20 protein-coding genes are annotated in these 23,523 nt (G+C 67.9%); 6 read left to right on the top strand and 14 right to left on the bottom strand.

All coding sequences use genetic code 11. The annotated features are described in order from the left end of the window. Positions 1 to 36: 36 nt before the first annotated feature. The 7 genes from ABN028_RS31795 to ABN028_RS31765 all read right to left on the bottom strand — a co-directional run bounded on the left by ABN028_RS31795 (position 37) and on the right by ABN028_RS31765 (position 8,598). On the bottom strand, positions 37 to 972 hold the full coding sequence (locus tag ABN028_RS31795; protein WP_349331389.1) for a sigma-70 family RNA polymerase sigma factor: 936 nt from the start codon (positions 970 to 972) through the stop codon (positions 37 to 39). A 22-nt stretch (positions 973 to 994) separates the two neighbouring features. After that, positions 995 to 2,185: an NAD(P)/FAD-dependent oxidoreductase gene (locus ABN028_RS31790; protein WP_349699163.1), complete on the bottom strand. Its 1,191-nt coding sequence runs from the start codon at positions 2,183 to 2,185 to the stop codon at positions 995 to 997. Between the two features lie 206 nt (positions 2,186 to 2,391). Continuing rightward, positions 2,392 to 3,555: a GlnX family signal transduction membrane protein gene (locus ABN028_RS31785; RefSeq protein ID WP_349699162.1), complete on the bottom strand. Its 1,164-nt coding sequence runs from the start codon at positions 3,553 to 3,555 to the stop codon at positions 2,392 to 2,394. Between the two features lie 7 nt (positions 3,556 to 3,562). Next, on the bottom strand, positions 3,563 to 4,315 hold the full coding sequence (locus ABN028_RS31780) for an FHA domain-containing protein (protein WP_349699161.1): 753 nt from the start codon (positions 4,313 to 4,315) through the stop codon (positions 3,563 to 3,565). A gap of 1 nt (position 4,316) precedes the next feature. After that, positions 4,317 to 5,618: a vWA domain-containing protein gene (locus ABN028_RS31775; RefSeq protein ID WP_349331385.1), complete on the bottom strand. Its 1,302-nt coding sequence runs from the start codon at positions 5,616 to 5,618 to the stop codon at positions 4,317 to 4,319. Continuing rightward, positions 5,615 to 6,397, bottom strand: a complete 783-nt coding sequence (locus ABN028_RS31770; protein ID WP_349331384.1) for a PP2C family protein-serine/threonine phosphatase — start codon at positions 6,395 to 6,397, stop codon at positions 5,615 to 5,617. The genes ABN028_RS31775 and ABN028_RS31770 overlap by 4 nt, the downstream gene beginning before the upstream one ends. Before the next feature lie 107 nt (positions 6,398 to 6,504). After that, positions 6,505 to 8,598 (bottom strand): serine/threonine-protein kinase, encoded by a 2,094-nt coding sequence (locus ABN028_RS31765; protein WP_502877647.1) that lies wholly within the window; start codon positions 8,596 to 8,598, stop codon positions 6,505 to 6,507. A gap of 1,104 nt (positions 8,599 to 9,702) precedes the next feature. On the opposite strand from ABN028_RS31765, the gene ABN028_RS31760 reads away from it, so the two are divergent. After that, complete coding sequence (locus ABN028_RS31760) at positions 9,703 to 11,559, top strand: ABC transporter substrate-binding protein (RefSeq protein WP_349331383.1); 1,857 nt, start codon at positions 9,703 to 9,705, stop codon at positions 11,557 to 11,559. A gap of 76 nt (positions 11,560 to 11,635) precedes the next feature. Next, entirely contained in the window at positions 11,636 to 11,839 is a 204-nt protein-coding gene (locus ABN028_RS31755; protein ID WP_349331382.1) for a hypothetical protein, read from the top strand. Positions 11,840 to 11,851: 12 nt separating this feature from the next. On the opposite strand, the gene ABN028_RS31750 is transcribed toward ABN028_RS31755, so the two are convergent. The 5 genes from ABN028_RS31750 to ABN028_RS31730 all read right to left on the bottom strand — a co-directional run bounded on the left by ABN028_RS31750 (position 11,852) and on the right by ABN028_RS31730 (position 16,996). Further along, positions 11,852 to 12,295: a Rieske (2Fe-2S) protein gene (locus ABN028_RS31750; RefSeq protein ID WP_349331381.1), complete on the bottom strand. Its 444-nt coding sequence runs from the start codon at positions 12,293 to 12,295 to the stop codon at positions 11,852 to 11,854. Next, positions 12,292 to 13,383, bottom strand: a complete 1,092-nt coding sequence (locus ABN028_RS31745) for an amidohydrolase family protein (RefSeq protein WP_349699160.1) — start codon at positions 13,381 to 13,383, stop codon at positions 12,292 to 12,294. The genes ABN028_RS31750 and ABN028_RS31745 overlap by 4 nt, the downstream gene beginning before the upstream one ends. A gap of 15 nt (positions 13,384 to 13,398) precedes the next feature. Further along, a complete protein-coding gene (locus tag ABN028_RS31740) occupies positions 13,399 to 14,454 on the bottom strand; it encodes an amidohydrolase family protein (RefSeq protein WP_349699159.1) in 1,056 nt (351 codons plus the stop codon). Between the two features lie 129 nt (positions 14,455 to 14,583). After that, entirely contained in the window at positions 14,584 to 15,546 is a 963-nt protein-coding gene (locus ABN028_RS31735; protein ID WP_349699158.1) for a hypothetical protein, read from the bottom strand. Positions 15,547 to 15,595: 49 nt separating this feature from the next. Next, on the bottom strand, positions 15,596 to 16,996 hold the full coding sequence (locus ABN028_RS31730) for an amidase (RefSeq protein WP_349699157.1): 1,401 nt from the start codon (positions 16,994 to 16,996) through the stop codon (positions 15,596 to 15,598). A 236-nt stretch (positions 16,997 to 17,232) separates the two neighbouring features. Here ABN028_RS31730 and ABN028_RS31725 point away from each other — a divergent pair, with 236 nt between their 5' ends. From ABN028_RS31725 to ABN028_RS31715, 3 genes are all read left to right on the top strand, one after another. Then, on the top strand, positions 17,233 to 18,543 hold the full coding sequence (locus ABN028_RS31725) for an MFS transporter (protein WP_349331376.1): 1,311 nt from the start codon (positions 17,233 to 17,235) through the stop codon (positions 18,541 to 18,543). 73 nt (positions 18,544 to 18,616) lie between these two features. After that, on the top strand, positions 18,617 to 19,705 hold the full coding sequence (locus tag ABN028_RS31720) for an MASE1 domain-containing protein (RefSeq protein ID WP_349699156.1): 1,089 nt from the start codon (positions 18,617 to 18,619) through the stop codon (positions 19,703 to 19,705). Between the two features lie 51 nt (positions 19,706 to 19,756). After that, positions 19,757 to 20,710, top strand: coding sequence for a hypothetical protein (locus ABN028_RS31715; RefSeq protein ID WP_349699155.1), 954 nt, complete (start codon positions 19,757 to 19,759; stop codon positions 20,708 to 20,710). Positions 20,711 to 20,765: 55 nt separating this feature from the next. Here the strand turns inward: ABN028_RS31715 and ABN028_RS31710 are convergent, their stop codons facing one another. Beyond that, positions 20,766 to 21,776 carry a phosphotransferase gene (locus tag ABN028_RS31710; RefSeq protein ID WP_349331373.1) on the bottom strand — a complete coding sequence of 337 codons (1,011 nt, stop codon included), beginning with the start codon at positions 21,774 to 21,776 and terminating at the stop codon, positions 20,766 to 20,768. 199 nt (positions 21,777 to 21,975) lie between these two features. Then, entirely contained in the window at positions 21,976 to 22,503 is a 528-nt protein-coding gene (locus ABN028_RS31705; protein WP_349699154.1) for a hypothetical protein, read from the bottom strand. A 168-nt stretch (positions 22,504 to 22,671) separates the two neighbouring features. On the opposite strand from ABN028_RS31705, the gene ABN028_RS31700 reads away from it, so the two are divergent. After that, positions 22,672 to 23,403 carry a DUF2470 domain-containing protein gene (locus ABN028_RS31700; protein WP_349699153.1) on the top strand — a complete coding sequence of 244 codons (732 nt, stop codon included), beginning with the start codon at positions 22,672 to 22,674 and terminating at the stop codon, positions 23,401 to 23,403. Positions 23,404 to 23,523: the final 120 nt, after the last annotated feature.

Below are 23,523 nucleotides of genomic sequence, written 5' to 3'. Positions count from 1 at the left end.
ACATAGTACCGGATCAAGAGATTCGGGTGCTTTCGGTCACCACGATTCGATGAGGGGGTCATCGTGCTCGTGCCGGAGCCATTCCTCGGTGAGGCGGCCGAGGCGGGCCGGGGAGGCCACACCGCGTAGGGCCGCGATCTTGCCGTCGCGGACCTCCAGGATCACCACGCCGACAACCCGGTCCTCGAGCGCGGCGATCATGGCGGGGGAGCCGTTGACCATGCCGGAGTGGATCGCCGGGGAGCCGCCGGCCAGTTTCCGTTTCGCCGGAGTCGGCTTGAAGCCGGCTCGCATCGTGGCGGCGATCCGCTCGGGGTCCGAGGTCCGCAGGATCTTCCCGCCCAGCCCGGCGCCGTCGGAGATCGCGGTCGCGTCGTCGGTCAACAACGCCAGCAGCCGTTCGGTGCGACCCGAGGAGGCGGCGTCGACGAACGCCTCGACGATTCGGCGCGCGGACGCATGGTCGACTTCACTGACGTTGCGCTCGGTCGCGATGCGGCGCCGGGCCCGGTGGGCGTGCTGCTGGCTCGCGGACTCGGTGATGTCGAGGATCTCGGCGATCTCGGCGTGGCTGTGGGAGAAGGCCTCGCGCAGGACGTAGACCGCCCGTTCGATCGGCGAGAGACGCTCCATCAGCGTCAACACCGCCAAGGTCACCGATTCGCGCTGCTCAACGGTGTCGGCCGGGCCCAGCATGGGGTCGCCGTCGAGGAGCGGTTCGGGAAGCCCGTCGCCGACCGCGCGTTCGTACCGCCTACTCGCCGAACGGAGCCGGTCCAGAGACAGGTTGGTGACCACCCTGGTCAGCCACGCCTCGGGCACCTGGATGCGCTCCCGGTCGGCGGCCTGCCAGCGCAGGAACGCGTCCTGCACCGCGTCCTCGGCGTCGGCGGCCGAGCCGAGCAGACGGTAGGCGAGCGAGGCCAACCGGTCCCGGTTGGCCTCGAAACGCTCCACGGTGGCGGCGTCCACGAACGCCACCCTAAATGGCCATCTAGGCGGCCACCGCCTCCGTGTGGCCTCCGGTCGTGGTCGCGAGACGGCGCTTGCGGGTCGGCAGTCCGTAGGTCGGGTGGCCCATGTTCCAGGCGGTCCCGTTGAGGACGAACGCCTTGACGCGCGCGGCGGCCCGACCGCGCAGCGACCACGACGTCGACCGCGCGTCGCCGTCGACCGCTTGGAAGATCGCGTCCTTCCCTCCGAGGCTGATGCAGTTGCCGAGGTAGGCCAACGGGGTCGTCGAGATCTTGCGACCGGTCAGGTCCCCGACGATCGCGGCCGTCGCCTGCATCCTGGTGAACCCCGCAGAGGCGCAGGACATCGGCAGCGGCCGACCGTTCTCGCCGATGGCGTAGACGCTGTCGCCTGCGGCGTAGACCTCCGGATGCGAGACCGACCGCATCATCCGGTCGACGGTGATCCGGCCGTCATCTTCGACTGCGAGACCGCTGGCGGCGGCGATGGGGTGGACGGCGAAGCCGGCCGCCCACACGGTCGCGTCGGAGGAGAAGGTGGTGCCGTCAGCGGCGACGGCCTTCGTCGCCTCGACGCGCTCGACCGTGGTGTGCTCGTGGACCGCGACGCCGAAGCGGTCGAAGGCGCGCATCAGGTGGCGGCGGGCCTTCGGTCCGAGCCACCCGCCCAGCTCGCCGGTGGTGGCGAGGGTGACCTGCAGGCCGGGGCGGCATTCGGCGATCTCGGTGGCGGCCTCGATCGCGGTCAGGTTGCCGCCGACGACCAGCACCGTCCCGTTTCCGCCCAGCTCATCCAGGTGCTGGCGCAGGCGCAGCGCCGCCGGCCGTCCGGCGACGTGGAAGGCGTGCTCGTCCACGCCCGGAACGCCGTGGTCGGCTGCCGTGCTGCCGAGTGTGTAGAGGAGAGTGTCGTACTCCAGCCGGTCGGTGCCGGCGCCGTCGGTCACGGTGACGGTCCGACGCTCGGGGTCGACGTCGGTCACGCGCGCCAGGTGCAGCCGGATGCCGGTGCCGGCGAACATCTCCGCCAATCCGTAGCGGCGCAGGTTCTGGCCGGCGGCGAGCTGGTGCAGGCGCATCCGCTCGACGAAGTCGGGTTCGGCGTTGACGACGGTGATCTCGAAGTCGGCGGGTTGGAGACGGCGGGCGAGGAACCCGGCGGCGGAGGCTCCGGCGTATCCGGCCCCCAGGACGATGATGCGGTGCCGCATGATCGTGCTCCTGTCTGTTCGCTTGCCCTCCGAACGAGACAGCACCCAGATTCCTGACAGGGATCGACTATGGAGTGGATCACCATGCACTAAAGCAGTGCGTACGACCTTCTGATTCTCGCCAAATCGCTCATTCCCCCACCAAGGGCCACGACTCGCCAGACCACGACACACGGCGGGAACGAAGCGCCCGGACCCCGCTCGGCTCAGCGGTACTCGGCGAGGCGTGGCCGCACGCCCAGCAGGACGAGCAGAGCGATCCCGGCCACGGCGCCGGGAAAGATCAGGTGCCAACCGTTCAGTGCCTTGTCACTCTCGGCGATCGCCCGGACGAATGCCTGCCTGTGATCCTTGATGAGCGCGACCATCGTGCGGTCGGTGTTGGCGAAGCCGTCGAGCAGGGGCCCCATCCGTTCCTCGATGCCGCGCAGCTTCTCCGCCGACGCGACGTTCTGGCGTACGTCGAGACGGTAGCTTCCCTCGTTGGCCTGCAACGTGTTGTTGGCGGCCCTCGACCGGGAGACCGAAAGGATCTTGTCGTGGCCTTCGGCCTTGGCCGCGGTGAGGTTCTCCTGCGCGACAGACAGCACGAAGAGGCTGGCCACGACGAGGACGAACGTCGCGACGGTCGCCAGGACCAGCGCCGGATTGAGGATGCGGCGGAACCGCGCCGACAGGTAGACCTGCAGCCCGATCAGGGCGAGGATCGTGGCGACGCCGCTCACGGCGATCCAGAGCGGGAGGTTGCTCACCTGCGACTGCGCGCGTTCATAGGTCCCCTGCACGGACTCGTCACTCTCCACGGTGACCGTCCGGGCTTTGGGCAACACGTCGCGGTTCATCAGCGTGTTGGCTTCGCGGTACAGGTCGATCGCCTGCTGCGGCAGCGGACCCGTGCCCTCCGTGCGCGCGTCCAGAATCATCGCCTGGGAGGCCAGGCGTTCGTACTTGCCGATCCCGTCCAACACCTCCCGGATGGTGTCGTCCTGGCCGCTGTCACCGGCGGCGAGACTGGTGGCCTGCATGACCGCGCGACTGGCCTGGGTGCGGCGATCTTCGTACCGCTCCAGGGCGGCGGTCCGGCTGATGCCGAGGCTCGCCTCCCTGCCGGCCAGCAGGACGTTGGCGACCTGGGCGTTCATGTCGCTGAGCGCGTAGTAGAGGTCGCCGGTGGCGACGACCTGTGGGCCCGCACCATGGCCGATGACGCGTACGCCGTCCCGGGCGTTGTCGATGGCCAGACTGCCGAACGTCGCCAGCGCCCCGAGGGTCAGGACGACAAGCACGGTGAGCATGCGCACGCGGCCCGGCGTCGTCCGCGCACGACGCAGGAGCCCACCGGCCGGTGGGGCCGCCGTCTTCACTGCCACCTCGCGTTCATCCCTTCCGGAGAGTGATGACGGTCCAGGCGCCGAGGTAGATCCGGTCGCCCTGGCGCAACGGAACTTCGATGTGTGCCGAAACCGGCTCGGGGTTGTCGTTGAGCAGCGTGCCATTCGTCGCGCCGAGGTCCACCAGCGACCACGCGCCGTCCGGCTTGGACAGGAGCACGGCGTGTTGGTGCGAGACGGCCGGATCCTCCGGCGGAAGGCTGAGATCGATGTCCGGCCGGATGCCCCGCCCGACGCTGCGGCGGCCGATCTGGACGAACTGCGCCGTGAGCGGATACTGCCGCTCGGGGTGGTACGACGGGTACGGCAGCGTGGTCGGGCTGGACCCGGTTTCTGCCATCAGCCGCTCGTAGTAGTCCCGGTCGGCACCGACGACGGCGATCCAGTCGACGCGGCTACCCGGCCAACCGCTCCCGGTCGATCCCGGCCAGCCACTCTCGGTCGATCCCGGCCAGCCACTCTCGGTCGATCCCGGCCAGCCACTCGTCGCCGGAGCGGCGGGCGGGGGTACCGCCTGGTGTGACCTTCTCGCCTGGAGCGTGTCGAACCCGCATCCTTCACAGAACCTGTCGACGAGCCGTTCACCGCAGACCGGGCAGTCGGGGGTGGACGACTCCGAGACCACGCCCAACACCGTGGTCGCGGACGTGCTCGTCGAAGGCATGCTGGTCATGCGGATCCCGCACGTCTCGCAGTAGTCGCTGTCGGCGGACTGATGACCGGCTGGGCACGTCGACATGTCACTCCTTGCGGGTACGAACGGTGCGGGTCGACCGGGTGTCGAGTGACATCTCGTCGACCTTGTCGACCACGGACTTCAGCCGCACAGTTCCGGACTCGTGGTCGATGACGTCGACAACTTTGTCCAGGAGCGCGGAGGTCGCTTCGTTCCCCGTCTGTCGCGCCAGGGTGACCGCCCGACCAAGCCGGGTCGTCGCCGTGTCGAGGTCACCGGACCGTTTGGCGTGCAGGCCAGCCTGGATGACCTCGGCGAGTTCCTGCTGACCGGTGTAGTGGGCGACCTGGGGATCGATCACGGTGTAGTCGCCCTCCTCGTCGGTCCACGACGCCAGGACGTTGCCGGACGCCAGGACCTCGGGCGGATCCCCGGGCTGGACCAGGCGGACCCAGGCGGCCCGCATCTCCTGACCGACCGCACCCGACATCACCTCGATGCAGATGTGGTAGTCGCGGACCTCGTTCCCCCACGAACCGGTCGGGAAGTCGTACGCCATCCGACCGGCCTTCACGCCACGCTCCGTCAGGTCCTCGACGCTCGGAAGGACCTGCCGGACGAACTTCAGCCGCGACGCCTCCGGCCGCCAGATCCGCAGGGCGACGTCGCCGATGGACTTGCCCATGGCGTGCTCGGTCATCGCGCGGAAGTCCGCTTCGAGGTCGTTGGGATCCGGAACGATGTCGACGCTTCCCAGGAGGGCCGAGGACACCCGGCGCAACTCGTCGGGCTCCCAGTCGGTGCCGACACCGCGACAGTCACACACGAAGCTCCCGGCGACCGCCGAGAGAGTCGCGCCGAACTGCTCCGGCGCCTCGTGTTCGTTCTTGCCGTCGGTCAACAGGATCGCGTGCCGGAGGTCGTCGCGGTGCGGAGCGAAGAGTTGGGCCGCGAGCTGGAGCCATGCCCCCATCGCCGTACCTCCGCTGGGAGCCAGGCCACCGATCGCCGCCTTCGCCTCGATCTTCGTACGCCGGTTGGCCTCGACCGTCTGCTCCTCGCGCGGGTAGACCATGGTGGCGACGTGGTTACCTGCGACCACCGCGAACGAAACTCCGTCGCGGAGGTTGTCGACCGCCTTCATCGCGGCCTGCCGGGCCGCCATGATCTTCGTGATCGGCCACTCCATCGAGGCCGACGTGTCCAGGATGATGACCTCCGCCATCCCGGTGTCGGGTTCCTCGCCCCCCAACAGTCCACCGAGTCCGGTCGACTCGATGGTCACAATCGCGTTGACCTCTCGCGCACCATGGGCGAGAAACTTGTTCTGGGAGATCGTCAACGTGAAACCGGAACCACCATTCATCCTCTATGCCCTCCCTCGGGTGGGTACGGAATCACGACCACGGTGACGTTGTCATGACCGCCGGCGTCGAGCGCCAACTGCACCAACGAGCGCGCAGCCGCCATCGGCGCCTTGGCAGCGCCAGGAACGGCCGCGGCCAGTGCCTCGGCCTGGGGAAGGTACTTCCACAGGCCGTCACTGCAGATGAGCACGGCACCAGGAGCGCCGGGCTCGCAGCTCACGATGCGCGGGCGGATGTCCTCCGCATCCGCCCCCAGCCACTTGACCAGGGCGCCGCCGTTCGGCTGCCTCCTGGCCTCGTCGTGAGTCATCTCCCCCGTCTCGGACAGATGGTTCACCAGGGAGTCGTCCTTGGTGAGAACGACAGACTGCGTCCGCGCGTCGGCGGCCAACCAGTACGCACGGCTGTCGCCCACCCAACCCACGGTCACCACGTCGCGCTCCACAATGGCCGATACATAGGTGCAGGCTGGTGCGTCAGCTGGTGATGTGGCAAGGGCCGACACCGCCTTCCCGGCACTGGCCACCGCCGCCTTGGTCGCCTCACCCGCCTGGTAGCCCGCACGGAGATGCGCGACCAGGGCCTCGGTGCCGACGTCGACCGCCGCCTGCGAGGCACGGTCGGGACGCGGCGAGTTCGAGATGCCGTCACAGACCACGGCCACGACCCCCCGCTCGTGACCGAACACGTAGTCGAGGACACCCACCGAGTCCTCGTTGCGATAGTGCTCCAGGCCCCGGTCGCTCACCCCCGCCGCACCCGGGTGGTCGACCTCCATGCGGTCACGAGGCTGCGGTTGCCTCGGCAGCAAGCGGTATCCGCATCCCTCGCAGTAGGTGTCGGCCTGATGCGCGGGGTATTCGCAGGACGGGCAGGTCAACACGTCTACACCCACGTTCTCGGTCGTACGGAGTTCGCGAGGCTCACCATCGTGTACCGCTCGTCCTTGCCCGACGAGTGCTGGGCCAGGCGGCGATAGGTCCGGGCGAGCTCGCGGCGCAGTCCGGTGTCGGTCATCGGCGCGCCGAGCACGGTGGTGCCAGGTCGCACGGGCCGATCTGCCTGGACGTACGTCTGCGCGGCGCCGAGGATCTCGACCGCGAGCAGGTCGTGGCGTACGGCGTCGAGCCCGAGGGCCTGGAGCCGGTCCGCGGCGTTGGTGATCTCGGCGTCGGTCATGGTCTCCGGCCGGCGGTTCCGTACCGCACAGGCGATGGTCGCCACCTGGGCGGGGATGTAGCGGCTGGAGACGCTCGGCACCGTGTCGAGCACGCGGATCGCGCTGGCCCGGTCCTCATCCGCGACGAGGATCCTGGCCAGTCCGAACGCCGCGCTCACGTACGTGCGGTCGGTACGCCAGATCGTGTCGTAGAGGCTCGCGGCCGAGCCCACGTCGCCGACGCACTCGCGGGCGAAGGCGAGGGCGAGCTTCGTGGCAGCTTCGCCCGGCAGCATGAAGTACAACTCGTCGAAGCGTTCGGAGGCGATGCCCAGCTCGCCCACCGACAGCGCCGCCACCGCGTCGTACCAGAACACTCTCCAGTCACCCGGCAGCGTCGAGGCGAGGTTGACGAGCAACGCCTCGGCACGTTTCAGGTCACCGAGCGCGATGGTGGTCCGCGTCATCATCAGCATGACCTCTGGCGACTGCACCGGACTCGCCTGCAGCGCGGCGAGCACGTCGTGCGGATCGCTCGTGGAGAGGCCGGCCAGGAAGGTCGCGGCCGGGTCGCTCGGGTCGACCAACGGGACGGGCAGCGCCGCCGCCGCCTGCATCGGGTCGAGGACACCGAGCACCGGACCCTGCGTGCCCTCCAGCCCGGGGATCTCCGTACCCGCCGGGTCGGTCTCGATGCCGAACAGCCGGGACTGGCCGGGGCGCGGCCGCCCGTCCTCGGAGGCCAGCACCTCACGCAGGATGCCGGTGAGCTGCTCGGCCATCTCCGCCGCGTCCTGGAACCGCACACTCGGCTCGAGGTGAGTGGAACGTCGCAGGAACCGGTCCAGTGAGTCGTACCGCTGGAGGAGCGGGATCTCCTCCCGCGGCGGGAGCCGGTCGGTCAGCTTCGTCGAGAACCCCCTGAACGGGAAACTGAGCACGGCGAGGGTCCGCCCGACCGTGTAGAGGTCGGACGCGATCGAGGCGCCGGTGGTCGCGATTTCAGGCGCCTGGTAGCCGACGCTGCCGTAGATGTCGCCTTCGGCGCCGATCCGGGTGACGCCGCCGAGGTCGATCAGCTTCAGCTGCTCCTCGGACTGGATGGCGTTCTCCGGCTTGAAGTCGCAGTAGAGCAGACCCCGCTCGTGGAGGTAGCTGAACGCCCGGAGCACTTCGAGGATGTACGCGATGGACTGGCTGAGCGGGATCGAGGCGAGGTCGCCCTCCTCCTTGCGCAGCTCCAACAGGTGGTCCTTGAGCGACCGGCCACCGACGTACTCCATGACGATGTAGCCGACCATCTGGGCCGTCGACGGGTCGAAGTGGCGGACGAAGTTGTAGATCTTGACGATGTTCGGGTGCTCGACCTCGGCCAGGAACGCCCGCTCGGCCGCCGCGGCGATGAGGGCCTCGGTGTCGCCGGCGTTCAGCAGACCCTTCATGACGACCCAGCGGTCGTTGACGTTGCGGTCCCGGGCGAGGTAGATCCAGCCGAATCCGCCGTAGGCAAGACAACCCAGCACTTCGTACTGTCCGCCCACGAGGTCCCCGGCCTTCAGGCGGGGTACGAAGGAGTACCGGCGACCGCACTTGCGGCAGAAGCCCTCCAGCCGCCCGGGCACGCCTGGCCGACTGCGGCCAACCGGCTCGTTGCAGCCGCTGCAGAAGCGGTCCTTCTCGCGGACCTCGGGCTTTTCGAGGACCGCTTCGGCGGGGTCGCGAACGGGCACCGGGACGACGTCGACCAGTCCCGCGCCGAGCGTGCCACGTTTGGCCGAGCGCGACGTGCGGCTGCTGGTCGTCCGCGTCCGCCCACTGATCCGGTGGGAGATGGACCCGGTGGAGATGCTGCGGGCCGAGGGGCTCGACACCACCGACTGACTCGAGACGCTCGACACTCTCGAGACGCTGGACGGGCTTGACGGGCTGGACACACTCGACGGGCTCGAGCCGCCCGACGGGCCTGAGCCAACCGAAGGATCCGACCCACCCGACGGGTCTGAGCCACCAGACGGATCCGACCCAACCGAAGGATCCGACCCAACCGAAGGACCCGACCCAACCGAAGGACCCGATGCACTCGCCGGACCGGACCCACTCGCCGGACCGGAAGGCTGCGGGGCAGGCGACGTCGGCGCGAGCGACGTCAAGGGAATGGCACCGCCCGGTCCGCGAAGCTCCTGCTGGAAGGGTGTGGCGGGCTGCGGCGAGCCCGGCGGCGGCCCACCCGTCCAGCTTTGGCCGTTCGCCGGCCCACCCGGACCCGGCGACCACAACTGCGCCCCGCCGGGATCGGCCGTCCAGGACGACGGCGTGCCGACGCCTGGTTGCATGGGTCCGTTGGCCGCAGGCATGCCCGACGGATGCGCTGACCCGGGCGGCTGCGGCGGCCCCACGGGCGCCTGCGCCGGCCTGGCCGCTTGTACCGGCGACAGGCCACACACGTTGCAGTAGCCGTCCTCGACCTCACCGGTGCACGCGAGATCGGTGCATCGAACCATCCGGCCATTCCTCCTCGCCCTGACCGCCGACCAGTGCCGGCCTGTGGTGCCGGCACTGCGGTGCGGTTGGCACATGCGGACGTACGCTCCACACCCCACTCGCGTGGAACTGCGCGAGCAGAGAGATGGCGGGGCCAAGTCTCGCCCACTGTGGCGAGTGGGAGCAATAAATGGGAATAACCCGAAGTGGCCGGAGAGGCCAATGACCCGCCCGTTTGGGTTGTCTCTACGTTTTCACATCGTTTGTACCAGTCCCGCCAGGCTGTTCCGAGCGCTGTTTCCCAAGCGCCACAAGGAAAACGACCGCACTCTGTAACCGCTTGCGTGCGTATGGCCACATCGCGGCACCTAGAGCACAGGTTGTGCGGGATCGCGTACATTTGGGCCGCCCCATCTCCCTGGCTGGCGAGGATGGCACAGAGCATGACGTCGACATCGGACCACTTCGGCGCATCCCACCGGGAAGTCTCCCGGCGCCGCGTCCTCGAGATCTTCGGTCTCGGCGCGGTCGGCGCGGTCGGCGCCACCGGCCTGACTGCCTGCACCACAGGCAAGGCCAGGTCAGATGGTGACGAGACATTCGCAGCCAGTGACGGCCCGGCGTTCCATGGCGGTTGGCCGTATCTACTGCCGGCCGATGGCGGTCACTTCAACCTGTTCTCAGAGCTCCAGAACCGCGTCGACCTGGGGGCGTACTTCGACCTCATCGTCGCACCAGGCGGCATGTGGTACTGGGCCCGCGAGGAGTGGCTGTACCTCGTGTGCGAAAGCTTCGACTTCGACCAGAAGTCGTTCGTCTACAACGTCGCCGAGAACCTGACCTGGAACAACGGCGAACCCATCACCGCCAGGGACGTCGAGGCGACGTTCTGGTGTCGCTGGATCATGCGCCAGCAGGAGTGGACGTTCATCAAGTCCCTGGACGTGACGGGCGAACGTCAGGTCACGTTCCAGCTCACCAACCCCGCCGATGTGGTCGAGCGCTTCATCATCCGCGCGAACATCTTCCCGGCCCAGATCTATGGCGACTTCGCGCTGCGGGCGAAGGAGCTCTTCGAGTCCGGTGGCTCGATGGACGACCCCGAGGGCGGCAAGCTCAGCGACGAGTTCCAGAGCTGGCGCCCGAAGGACCCGATGGAAGACCCGTCCGAGGTGATCACGTCAGGGCCCTTCCGTTTTGACTTCCAGGCCTATGACGAAACCCGCCTCGTCCTTCGTAAGCAGACCAACGGGGTCCTCGCCGACAAGGTGAGGTTCGACCAGATCGTCATCTACAAGGGCGAGACAGCGGACATCACTCCCAAGGTGCTCGACAAGTCGGTCGACTTCGCCACACACGGCTTTCCGCTCAAGACACAGGAGCGGTTCGAACAGCTGGGATTCCGCGTCCTCAAGCCGGTGACCTATATCGGACCGGCGATCACGTTCAGCCTCGACAAGGTGCCGATGTTCAAAGACGTCAAGGCACGGCAGGCGCTCGCCTACGCAATCGACAAGGCACAGGCTGCCGAGGTCTCCCTGGGCGAGTCGGCGTACCCCTCGGAGTTCATGGCTGGATTCTTCGACATCCAGGTCCGCGAGTGGCTCACCGAAGCCGACCGGGCCAAGCTGGAACCGTACAAATACAACCCCGGCAGGGCGGAACAGCTGCTGGTCGAGGCCGGCTGGCGGAAGTCGGGAAACCGCTGGACCATGCCGGACGGCCGACCCGCCAGATTCGAGTTCCTCTACCCCAGTGACTTCGCCGACTGGGGTGCTGCCGCGGTGAACGTCATGGAACAGCTGATCGACTTCGGCTTCGCGATCGAGGACAAGGGGATGGTCAACCCCGAGGTCATCCCGCTGATCCCTAAGGGGGAGTTCGAGCTCGCGATCCAGCAGTGGAGTGACGGAAGTCCGCACCCGTACTTCTCCCTGCAGATGGACTTCATCACGCAGAACATTCCCGTGGCGGTCAGCCAACTCGGCCGCGGCATGGCGTTCGAGCTCACCCAGAACACCGAGGCCTTCGGCAAGGTCGACATCCAGAAACTCATCGCCGAAGCCGGCGCCGGGCTCGACATCGAGGCGCAGAAGGCGAAGGTCACCCAGCTCGCGTTGATCTTCAACGAGCTACTCCCGAAGATCCCGATCTTCGAACGTCTGGGCAACAACGCCGCCCTGGAGGGCGAACGCGTGAAGGCGTGGCCACCCGACGACGACCCGATCTACCAGAACGCGCCGTACGACGACAACCACGCCGTCATGCTGCTCCTCGAAGGCCGGCTCGAACCCGCGTGACACCCGCCGCCAGTGGCCAACAAAGTGGCCACGGGCGCGTGCAACGTGGCGGCCGACTCTGTCTATGATCGTCCCCATGGCCGATGACGAACTGGACTTCGAGTTCACTCGTAGCCGACGACGGCGCATCGTGATCAGCCAACCGCGGGTGATGCCCGTCCTGTGCCGGGACACCTCGCACACCTGGGTCGACGAGGATGCCATCGACACCTACTGTCGCGCGTGTGGCGCGACACGGTATGTCGAGCTGTGGGACCTGCCCCCGGACGACGACAGTTAGTCGAGCCGCTCGCTAGGCGAGGTCGAGTACGACGTACTGGCCCTCGACCGTGACGGGGATCGTCTCCGCGACGTACGGACCCCTGACCCTTCCGTCCTCACCTGGCGCCGACTCGAGGATCTCGTCCCCTCCCCTGACCTCCGGTTCGTACGCGGCGACCCGGAGACGGTCCGGATCGCACCATGACTGTCCGGTCCGGATGTGGAACTCCCAGCCGTGATGGACGCAGCTGAGGATCTCGCCACCGGGCGTGTAGTCGAACTCCCCCGGTACCGACGCGGTGACGGTCCCCCACAGCTTTCCGCGACAGAGCTCGGCACCCTGGTGGGGACATCGGTTACGCAGGGCGAAGAACTCTCCGCTCAGGTTGAAGATGCCGACGGACCGGCCAGCGACCTCGACGATCTTGCGGTCACCGGGAGGTATCTCCTCCACCGTCGCGACGACGTACTTCACGGCAGGCGGTACAGTCTGCGCGCGTTCTGCCGGAGCACCTTGTCGCGCGCGTCCTTGTCGCGGAGTAGCGGCACGGCACGCGCGGGTGTGTCGCCGTCCCAGTGCGGATAGTCGCTGGAGAACAGCAGCCGGTCGACGAACCCCGGATACTGGTCCAGCATCTGTCCGAAGTACTCCCGCTTCTCCGGCTCCTCCACCGGCTGGGTGGCGAGGTAGACGTGCTCGTCGAAGTACTCCGACGGCGGACGACGCACGTGCGGCACCTCGTGCCGCAGAAGCGTCCACGCGTTGTCCATCCGCCAGCGAAGGGCCGGCGCCCACGCGAAGCCGTTCTCGACCGAGACGAACCGCAACGTCGGGAACCGCTCGAACACCCCCTCCATGATCAGGCTGGTGATGTTCGCCTGGACGGAGATCGCCGGTCCCACGTGGTCCTCGATGTAGTACGACGCCCAACCGGTGCCGGTGATCGGGTTCCCGCACGACCCGAAGGCGTGTGACATCACCGGCAGATCGAGCTCCGCACATGCCTCGTAGATCGGCCAGTACCGCCGCCGGCCCATCGGCTCCCTCGGCCGGCCACTGAACTGCACCTGGACGAACCGCCGGTCGTGGCCGAGCCTGCGGATCTCGGCGACCGCCGCGTCCGGGTCCTCCGTCGGCACCGCGATCGAGGAACGCATCCGCGGTTCCCGATCGAGCCACTCCGCGGCCTGCCAGTCGTTGATCGCCCGCGCCAGGGCCGCCGCGAAGTCCAGATTCTGCATGCCCGTCACGGGATTGGACGGGATGAGGACGCAGTACGCGATCCCGTACCGGTCCAGGTGGTTCCTGCCCATGAAGGCCACGTCGGAGCCGGACTTGCGTCCCGAGTCCGGCGCGGTGTCGGCGGCGTCACCCCAGAACCGTGGATAGCCGCCACCCGCGTAGTGCCCGGGACCGAACTCGTCGAGCAACCGGTGCCAGCGCTCGGCGACGAACGGCCTCAGCTCCGACAGGTCGTTCCAGGTGTTGTGCGTGTCGCAGTCGACGATGCCGACCTGGGTGTCGGGCTTCGGCCGGCGCGGTGCCTCTGTCACTGCGGTCATGAGAATCCTCCGTCGTCACGACGATTCGGCGTGGTTCAGGCCGCGGTACCAGCTCTGCGCATTCGTCGCCCTGATCCTGTCGGCCGTGGCCTCGGGAACCACGCCCAACAGGTGGTCGAGGTTTCCGAGAGACTGGTGCGGAAACCCGGTGGCGAACAGCAGCAGGTCCTCCGAGCCCAGCTGGTCGAGAAGATCGAGCGCCAGCCGGTCGTCCGCGGGCATGTCCCACGGCTCCGCCGTCAGGCGTACGTGGTCACGGATGTAGGAGGACGGCGGCCGCTTCACCCACGGAACCTGCAGCCGAAGGTTCTTCCACTCCTTGTCGAACTTCCACAGGTGCGCCGGCAGCCACGTCACGCCGCTCTCCACGAGGGTGACGCGTGCGGTGGGGAAGAGATCGAAGACACCTTCACTGACCAGACTGGTCAGCTGGGCGGCGAAGACGTGCGCCATCCCGACGTACTCCTCGATGAAGTACGACGGCCAGCCCACGGGTGTCGTCGGATTGCCAGGGGCGCCGCCGAAGTAGATCCCCGCTACGAGGTCATGGCGGACGATCGCCTCCCACAGCGGATGGAAGAGGCGATTGCCGTACGGATGGTGGGCCCTTGCCGGCAGCGCGACCTGGACGAAGCCGGGGTGGTCCGCCACCCGTTCGATCTCCGCCGACGCCAGGTGCGGAAGCTGCGACGGTACGACGATGGACGCCCGCAGCCGACTGTCCCTGTCGAGCCACTCGGCGATCTGCCAGTCGTTGGTGGCTTTCGCCAGCGCCACCGCCTGGTCGGGGTTGTGCAGTCCGTTCACCGCGTAGGTGCACAGGAGGATCGCGGCCTCGACGGACGGGCCGAGAACCTGCCGCTGAGTCATCTCCAGGTCAGGCGGCCCGTCCGCGACCCGACAGCCGGGCCGAACGGCGATGTCGGAGTTCGGCGGGTAGGGGGCGTCGTAGCCGGCCGGGCCACGGAAGACGGTGTTGTCGATCTGCTCGACCCAGTAGTCCGAGAGGTAGGGCAGCAGGGCGTGGACGTGGGGAACTTCGTTGTGCACGTTGGAGTCGATGATCGTCAACGCCGATTCCTTCGTCGTTCCGCACGGTGCAATTCATCAGACGTTTCCACTGCAGGCTACTCCGGACGAACGCGTTCACGATCGCGACGACGTGACCAGTGTGGCCATCGGCTGGGTGGGTCGTGGTCGTCACTGGCCGGCTGAGGGCTGGCGCTGGATCTGCTCGACGGCGGCGGCGAACTCGGCGGACAGGTGCGAGTCACGGAAGATCGCGGCTCCGTCGAAGACCTGGAAACCGCGGCTCGGGTGGTCGGACGCGGCCGTCTCGCGCAGGCTGGCGGGGAAGTCCTTCGCGTCCAGGATCAGCTGGACCGGCCGGTCGTGCGGGACGAACGCGGCCGACGCTTCCAGGAACTCCCGCCCCCAGCCCGGACCTCGCCCACTCTTCGCGCAGTAGATCAACGGCGTGAACACGTCGATCGCCGGAGCGAGCATCGCATAGTCCTGGGCGAAGATGCGGCTCAGCGCCCGGTCGAACTCCTCCGGCCGCCACGGACACATGTACGCCCCCACCACGCAGTCGGGCAGGTACGCATGGATCAGGTCGGCGTACTTGCCGGCGAACGCCGCGATGCGTTCGCACTTGTGCCGCTCCCACTGCTTGGCCGCCGTACGAAGAATCTCCTCGGGCGAGGTCGTGTCGAGGCCTGTGGCGGCACAGAAGTCCGCGACGCATGCCGCGCAGAAGCAGCTGTCCTGCAGGTCCGGATCCGGCACCTCGAACCAGCCGGCGTAGGTCAGGTAGTCCAGCCAGATGCCGGCGGGCTGGAACTCCCGCAGCCCGGCGACGAGATCGGCTGCGACCTCCTCCAGGAAGTCCTTCTGTGACAGGCAGACGCCCTGCACGAGCCGGCCGTACCGGATCGGCTGACCGTCCACGCCGAGGGGGATCAGCTCCGGCCGGGCGGCGAAGTCGGCGCGGAACGTCTTGAACTCCACGCACGCCGCCACCCCGTGCTGCGCGCACGCCTCGAACGCCGCCGGGTCGAAGCCGTGGAACCACAGGGCGTTCGCGCGGTACCGCTCGAACCGGTCGAGGAACTCCACCGCGGCACCGCCGTACGGACCGAAAAGAGCAGGGATGGTAGGCATGTCGTCTTCTCCACATCGACTCGTCAGCGGGGCTTGGGCTCGTCGCGCGTCACAGTCCGGGCGGGTGTCGGCGATGCCAGGTGGTCTCGGACTGGAAGGCCGCGGCGGCACGCACGAGGGCCGGCTCGTCGAAGTGCCGCGCCACCAGTTGGACAGCGGTCGGCACGTCGTCCGGCGAGAATCCCGACGGCAGGGTGATCGTGGGGCTGCCGCTCATGTTGAACGGGACGGTGAACTTCCGCAGCCGCCACCGGTCCGGCCCGGCGAGTTCGGCGAGAAGGTCGACCGGTGGCGTCACGAACGCCATGGCCGGCATCACCAGCACGTCGGCCACGTCGAACACCGCGGCCAACCGCCCGCTGAAATCCGCCCGCGCCAGGATCATCCGCTGGTACTCCAGCCCGGTCAGAGCCCGGCCGCGGTCGAGCAGGTCCGCCAACGCCTGGCCATAGCCCTCTCGTCGCGCCGGGAACGTGGCCTCGTGCGCGATCGCCGCCTGTACGCCGCACATGTCGAACCAGTCCGCGACCACCGCGGTGGGATCAGGAAAGCGGATGTCGACGATCTCGGCTCCCAGCGACGCCAGGACGGCGATCGTATGGTCCACGCCCGCGGCCGTCGGACCGTCGACGCCCGCGTGGATCCAGTCGCTGTCGACACCGATGCGGAGTCCCTTGACGGGCTGACCGGCCGCCCCCACCAGGTCGGGCACGGGCTCTCGGGCAGCCGTCGGGTCGGCCCGGTCGCTGCCGGCGATCACCTGCAGCATGGCCGCCGCGTCGGCCGCACTGCGGCACATCGGACCCACGTGGTCCAGGGTCGCGGCCAACTCGGCGACGCCGTGCCGGCTGACCCGGCCCCAGGTCGGCTTCAAGCCCGTGACCCCGTTGGCCGCCGACGGGAAGCGGATCGATCCTCCGGTGTCCGATCCGATCGCTCCGTAACACAGGCCGGCGGCGACAGCCACGCCGCTGCCGCTCGACGACACGCCCGCATAACGTCCGTGGTCCCAGGGATTCAGCGGTGCCCGCAGCGTCGGGTGGTACGCGCTGAACGCCCCCTCGGTGAGGTTCAGCTTGCCGAGGATCACCGCGCCGGCCGCCTGCAGGCGTGCGGTCACCGTCGAGTCCGCCGCAGCGATCACCTCGGACCGAAGCGGCATCCCCGCGCGCGTGGGCACACCCGCGACGTCGACAAGGTCCTTGACGCCCAACGGCACCCCGTGCAGCGGACCCAGGACTCGCCCGTTCGCCACGTCCGCCTGGGCCCGGGTCGCCTGGGCGAGCGCCCGCTCGGACAGCACGGTCGTGTAGCTCCCGAGCTCGGGATCGAGGGCCGCGATGCGCTCCAGCTGGGCCTCGGTCACCTCGACGGGCGAGACCTCCTTCGTCCGCACAAGAGTGGCCAACTCGGTCAACTGCAGGTAGTGCAGCTGGTCTGCGGATCCCATTCGTACGCCCTCCGATGCTCAGACGATCGCACTGCTCTGTCTCTCACCGGACACCTGCCCGAGCAGGCACCTTGCTGCCGTTGACCGAGCCGGTGACGTGATGAGTACGCTTCGGGCTCTCCCACCCGGAGATACTCACACAACGTCACCAGCGCGGTCGACGGCCAAGCGGCGGGGGTCGGGCAGGCGACGGGGGTCGACACGGCAACGACCACGAGGCGATCACAAAGGTGGCCATGACCTTCGACTCCACCCGTCGGGCGTGCTACACGGGCTATGTCACGCAGGCGATCGTGAACAATCTCGCGCCCGTTCTGTTCATCGTCTTCCAGACCCGGTACGACGTGCCGGTGGAGATGCTGGGCCGGCTCGTCCTGCTGAACTTCGCCACCCAGCTGGTCACCGACGTCATCGCGGTCAAGGTGGTGGATCGGGCGGGCTACCGCGGGCCGCTCGTCCTCGCCCACGTCCTTGCCGCGTTCGGCCTCGTCCTGCTGTCGGTGGCGCCGAGCCTGGCCCCGTCGCCCTACCTCGGTCTCTGTGTGGCAGTGATCGTGTACGCCGTCGGCGGCGGACTGCTCGAGGTCCTGGTCAGCCCGGTCGTCGACGCGTTACCCACACCGCAGGCGGCGAAGGCGGCGCAGATGAGCCTGCTGCACTCGTTCTACTGCTGGGGCCAGGTCGGTGTCGTCGCGGTCACCACGCTGCTGCTCGCGGCCATCGGTCAGAGCTCGTGGCAGGTGCTGCCGCTGGTCTGGGCTATCGTCCCGCTGATCAACCTGGTCGCTTTCCTGCGGGTTCCGCTGCCGGCCACCGTGCCCGACGAGCACCGCATGTCGCTGCGCGCGCTGCTCGGCGCGCCCGCCTTCGCGATCGCGATGGTCCTCATGCTGAGTGCCGGGGCGGCCGAGCTGACCATGTCCCAGTGGGCGTCGCTGTTCGCCGAGGAGGGCCTCGGGGTGTCGAAGGTCTGGGGGGACCTCGCCGGGCCGTGCCTGTTCGCCGTCCTCATGGGCATCGGCCGGATGGCGTACGGCCTGTGGGGAGAACGGATCCCCCTGCTGCCCGCGCTGGTCTGCTGCGGGTCCCTCGCGACCGCGTGCTACCTGGTGGCCACGCTGTCCGCCAGCCCGGTGCTGAGCCTCGTGGGGTGTGCGCTCTGCGGTCTGGCGGTGAGCCTGCTATGGCCTGGGACGTTCAGCCTCGCGGCCGCGCGCTTCCCGCTCGGTGGGGCCGCGATGTTCGGCGTCCTGGCCATCTTCGGAGACGCCGGCGGGGCGGGCGGGCCGTGGATCAGCGGGGCCGTCGCCGACCTCGCCTCGTCGGGAGGCAACGGCGTCCTGAGCGATCTCGCGGCGAGCCTTCCCGTCCGTGACGGCTCCGGCCTGCGGGTGGGACTCCTCGTCGGCGCGGTGTTCCCGGTGACGATGGTGGTGGCCGCGCTGCTGTACGCGGCCGCCAGTCGACGTCGACAGCCGTTCGACCGGCGACGGCCAATCGACCAGCGACGGCAGGCCGGCGTGGACAGCCCTCAGGACTCCACCTGATCGTCGGGACCGACGGAACCTCTCGAGCCAGTCGAAGACCCGCCTCCAGCGGTCATGGTTGTAGCGTGATGTGGTGGTCGCCACTGGCCGCCCTACTGATGATCTCAAGGCACGCGCATTTCTCGGAGTGCGGGTCGTTGGCGTTGCTATGGCCTATTACGCCGGGACATATCTGAGTGTCTTGACCAAACCGCTCGGCCTGCCGGTGACGTCGCTGTGGGTATCGGCGGGAATCGCGTTGGCCGGTCTCCTGCTCTTCGATATCCGGATATGGCCGGCCATCACACTCGGCTCCTTCCTGTCCAACGTGCAGGCGGTGCCTGCGCCCGAAGCGCTCCTGGTCTCCCTGGGAAATACTCTTGCACCGGTCTGTGCCTATCTCCTCCTCCGGCGCGTGGGGTTCAGGATCGAGCTGGACCGATTCAGGGACGCACTGTCGCTGGTGCTCCTTGGCGCCTTTGGGGCAATGTCGCTCAGCGCGGCACTGGGCACTGCCGCACTCGTGGTCGCGGATGTCCTGCCGGCGCGACAGTTCCTCCAGGTGTCGGTCGTGTGGTGGTCGAGCGACATGTTGGGCGTCCTGGTCGTGGCCCCGTTCATCCTTGTTCTGAACAGGTTTCTCCGTGCCCTGCGAGACGAGCCCCGGCTCGCCATCCGGGTCGGGTCGTGGCGGGGGCTCGAGCTTGCTGGTCTGCTGCTCACCACCCTCACACTCACGATCATCGGAGACAGAGAATTCGGCGTCCCGTTCATTGCCTTTCCACTCGTCGTACTGGCGGCACTGCGGTTTCAGTTGAATGGCGTGGCACCATGCGCGCTGATCGTGTCAGCCGTGGCGATCGACACCGCTGCGCATGGCTACGGCCTCTTCGAGGGGCGCAATCTGTACGAGAATATCGTGATCCTTCAGGTGTTCAATGGAACGTTCGTTCTCACGGGGCTGCTGCTTGCGGTGGTCATCACCGAGTGGCGCCAGGCCCGCGCGGACGTCCAGCAAACGTGCTTTCGCTTGGCCGAGGTCATCGAGCGGTTACAACAGAGCCTGCTCCCGGACGCAGAGTCGTACAGGGAACTGTCGCACAGGGAAGAGCAGAGTACGACGCGGAAACAGTCGACGGGCAGCGTCAGAAAGAAGTGGGTTCCACCACCGCGCTATCGATAGGTGCGGGCTCGGCGTTCGTACCGGCTCGGCGACGCGCTCTACGATCGGCGTGTGACCGAACCTTCCCGGCTCGCCCAGATCGAGGCCGACCTTGCCCACGCCGCCCAAATCCGCCGGCAGCACACGGACCTGACCCGACGGCTGTCGACCGAACAGGCCCACGTCCAGCTTCTGGACAAGCAGGTCGAGGAACTCCGCGATCGACTCGCCGACGAGGCCAAGGACGTCGACGCGCTGGAGTCCTTCTCGCCCACCCGAATCTGGGCGACTCTTCGCGGATCACGTACCGACGATCTCGACCGTGAACGCGCCGAGCGTGATGCCGCCAGCTACGCCGTCGCGGAAGCGGAGGCCCGACGGGACGCCGCCCACCGCAATGCGGAGTCGGTCCAGGCCCAGCTCAACGGGCTGGGCGACGTCGACGACATCCACAGTCGTGCCCTCGCCGCCAAGGAGCAGTGGGCGCTCACCAACGACCCTGCTCTCGCAGCATCACTGGAGGACATCGCCAGGCAACGCGGCGCGCTCATCGCCGCGCGCAAGGAGACCGCCGAGGCGTACGCAGCCGGGAAGGCGGCCTCCACCCTGGTCGAGCAGGCGGTCGAGGTCCTCGGCAAGGCGGAGTCGTGGTCGACCTTCGACACGTTTCTCGGCGGCGGACTGGTCACGGACATGATGAAGTACAACAGGATGGACGAGGCTACGGATCTCCTTCACCGCGCGGATGTCGCGCTCGGGGACTTCTCGCGCGAGCTCGCCGACGTGGGGATCGCCGCGATCGGTGGCGTGCAGGTCGACGGCATGACGCGTACCTTCGACGTGTTCTTCGACAACATCTTCAGCGACCTGGCGGTTCGGTCACGGATCCAGGAGGCAGGCCGCCGCGCTGAAACGGCGAGCAAGGCCGTACGTCAGGCACTCCAGCAGCTGGAGAAGACCTCGCGTGACATCGCCGGCCAGCTCGGCGAGCTCGACGCGAGGCGAGACCACCTCCTGTCCGGGTGAGGCTCGCGTGCACCGACGACGTCCGCGATCGTCACCAGTCGCCGCAGACGCTGGATCACGACTGAGACTCCGGTTCACGTAGGCCAGCGAGGAAATTCATCCTGGCCGACATCGCAGCGAAGGTGTCGTCGGAAAGTTGCTCGGCAACGCTCAGGAAATGGTCGATCGTCCAACCGAGACGAAGGACGTTGGATACCACCATCGACCGTCGTACGAGGTCGAGATCACCGGACCAGCCAGCTGCACTCAGGCCATCGCAGTACGCCGACTGCATGGCGTGCCAGGCCTCGCTGGGAGACGCACCCAGGTTGGCTTCGGCGTCGAGGGCGAGATGGCCGGCGTCGTGTCCGATCGGCCCCCAGCCCACGAATGCCCAGTCGATGATGACGACCTCCTCGTCGACAGTGCCGATATTGGCGTGGTGGAAGTCGTGATGCGTCAGGACCTGCGGAAAGTCCTGGAGCTGACGCCGGATCTCCGCCGGGTCGGTGACCCGTGCTTCGACGACGCAGCGCAGCACCGGGTCGAGGCCCCGGTCGATCGCTGCCGGCCAAGCCGGATGCGCGAGAGTCCGCTGGTTGTCGAGCCCGTAACGGCTGACGTGGGTGGGAATCCAGTCCTCGGCCAACCAGGAGCGGTCGCTGTCCAGGTGGGCGACCTGCCACCCAGCCAGCCCGATGGCGGCCTGCTCGCACACGCGCAGGGGCGCCGGGACGTCGACGGACTCCAGCCACAGGTCGCGGCACTCGTCGTGGTCGTCGATCGCGTAACAGCGCGCCGCACGTACGCCGCCTGGCCAACCCGAGACCGCCAGATCTGACTCGTAGAACGCAGCTTCGCGTCCCCACCACTGCGGATCATCGGATGCGAACCGGCAGCGCCACACCGGACTGTCGCCGAGGTAGCTGGCACCCGTGCGCTTGACCCACACGCTCGAGGGACCGGCACCATTCAGTCGGTCGGCGCTCACCCGCCAGATCCCGCCGTTGGGATAGCCGCTGTCGTCACCGAACTGGTCGACGACCCACCCGGTGTCGGCCGCGGCGCCGGACAGACCTTTCAGCACTTCGTCAGGAGGGATCTGCCGAATCGGGCCGAACCGCGGTCGCTGTGGAGGTTCGGCGCTCAGATGCTCTTGACCGCACGTCATGCCGCCAAGGTTGCCATGTACCCGCCCCAGGACGAGTTCGACGAGGATGCATGGAGCGCCGCAGCGGCCGATTCATTGAAGTCGAGGGAAACGACCGCTGGGTCTGGCTCACGGGTCAACTGATCGTGACAATGCCAAGGAGCGCCTTCTGCTTGCGCTCAGGGTCCCTGAACACGAATCCGTCCCGCTTCTTGTCCGTCCTCCCTTCGTACTGGTGCAGCACCGCCTTGAGTTGTGCGGCGTCATAGACGAGGAGGATGTCGATGCGGTACGGCGTGCGGTGACTGGCGATCGCGCCGTGGTAGAAGCCCCAACTCAAGTCCTTGAAGAGCCGCATGCGTGGCGTCACTTTGCGCCGAAAGGCAAACAGGTCGATGTGCTTGCCATCGATGTTTTCGTACCCGTGACCCTTGCGGTGAGGGTCGTAGCGGTCGACACCGTGGCGTTTGACGATCTCGACAAGGTCATCAACGGTCTTGCCCGGGTGGGAGGGCGAGCAGACGCCGCGCACGACCACCGTGCGACCCATGAAGTGCTTCTGCAGTTCAGCATCCACGACCTTGCCGACGGCGTTGTGGTCGGGTTCGGTATCGACCTGATACTGAGGCACGCGGACCGTGAAGGTAGGGACGTTCATCGTCATGCCAGTGTGGCGTGTCGTCGCATCGCTCCTCGGGTGGCGGCACCCCTAGTCGATGACGTCCACCGCCCGGACTGAGACGCGGACTGCGAGTCCGGGCTGTGCGAAAGCCTGGCGATCTCGCCCGCACTCGACTAGGTTAGGACAGGCTTACCTTATTGGAGGACGTGAATGGGCGCTACCGTCACCGGTCGCATCGAGCCGACCGTTCCGGAACGGACCCGGTCCGCCGTCGCCGCGGCGGCGTCCCTGACCCTCTCCGCGGACGGGCACCGGCAGGTGCTGCTCGGCCTCCACGCGCTTGACGGTCAGGGTCGGGTCGTCCTTCGCCTACCCATCGACTGCCGGGTGGCAACCGACCTCGCTCATGGTCCGAGCGAGGGCCTGCGAACCGTGGCGGAGTTCACCGACCTGGCGCCGATCTCGGTGCGGGACCGGGTTCGCGCCCAGGTCACGTTTGCCGGACGGCTGGCCCCTGTTCCTGCCCGCGAGGCGACGGACCCGATCGCCGCTCGGCTGGATCCTGAACTGATCACCTTCAAGGAGAACGGCGGCAGTGTCACCGTCAGTCCCGACGAATTCGCCTCGACAGAAACCGATCTACTGGCCGCGCATGAGGCCGACCTGCTTCTGCACCTGGCCGACGCCCACGCCGACCTCGTAGCAAAGCTGACCCGCCTGATCGAGCCGCGGCTGATGCACCACGTCATCCGGGTCCTGCCCCTGGCAATGGATCGCTGGGGGATCACCCTTCGGCTCGAATACACACGCCACCACAACGATGTCCGCCTGCCGTTTCCCGTACGACTGACCGACGTCACACAGGTGGGCCCGCAGTTCCGCGCTCTCCTTACGCGCGCCAACCTCTGCCCCCATCGCCGACGACTGCACGCCGAGCGATGACCGCTGCCACCCTCCCAGCGGGATCGGGTGATGTCGCGGCCATCATCCGCGCGACACCGCTGGCGGAGGCAATTTGTTCGCCGTGCCAGGTCGACCCACTCGAGCATGCGCCCAGAGGAG

Source organism: Actinopolymorpha sp. B17G11 (assembly GCF_040196095.1).
Taxonomy (GTDB): Bacteria; Actinomycetota; Actinomycetes; order Propionibacteriales; family Actinopolymorphaceae; genus Thermasporomyces.
The sequence above is the reverse complement of the archived record's forward strand: the minus strand, read 5'-3'. Positions and strand labels throughout refer to the sequence as shown.

Bases quoted from the DNA above. Each gene is read 5' to 3' on its own strand.
- ABN028_RS31705 (WP_349699154.1), bottom strand. From the start codon at position 22,503: ATGACGATGAACGTCCCTACCTTCACGGTCCGCGTGCCTCAGTATCAG.
- ABN028_RS31725 (WP_349331376.1), top strand. From the start codon at position 17,233: ATGACCTTCGACTCCACCCGTCGGGCGTGCTACACGGGCTATGTCACG.
- ABN028_RS31780 (WP_349699161.1), bottom strand. From the start codon at position 4,315: ATGTCGACGTGCCCAGCCGGTCATCAGTCCGCCGACAGCGACTACTGC.
- ABN028_RS31770 (WP_349331384.1), bottom strand. From the start codon at position 6,397: ATGGAGGTCGACCACCCGGGTGCGGCGGGGGTGAGCGACCGGGGCCTG.
- ABN028_RS31760 (WP_349331383.1), top strand. From the start codon at position 9,703: ATGACGTCGACATCGGACCACTTCGGCGCATCCCACCGGGAAGTCTCC.
- ABN028_RS31745 (WP_349699160.1), bottom strand. From the start codon at position 13,383: ATGACCGCAGTGACAGAGGCACCGCGCCGGCCGAAGCCCGACACCCAG.
- ABN028_RS31755 (WP_349331382.1), top strand. From the start codon at position 11,636: ATGGCCGATGACGAACTGGACTTCGAGTTCACTCGTAGCCGACGACGG.
- ABN028_RS31775 (WP_349331385.1), bottom strand. From the start codon at position 5,618: ATGAATGGTGGTTCCGGTTTCACGTTGACGATCTCCCAGAACAAGTTT.
- ABN028_RS31790 (WP_349699163.1), bottom strand. From the start codon at position 2,185: ATGCGGCACCGCATCATCGTCCTGGGGGCCGGATACGCCGGAGCCTCC.
- ABN028_RS31735 (WP_349699158.1), bottom strand. From the start codon at position 15,546: ATGCCTACCATCCCTGCTCTTTTCGGTCCGTACGGCGGTGCCGCGGTG.
- ABN028_RS31730 (WP_349699157.1), bottom strand. From the start codon at position 16,996: ATGGGATCCGCAGACCAGCTGCACTACCTGCAGTTGACCGAGTTGGCC.
- ABN028_RS31700 (WP_349699153.1), top strand. From the start codon at position 22,672: ATGGGCGCTACCGTCACCGGTCGCATCGAGCCGACCGTTCCGGAACGG.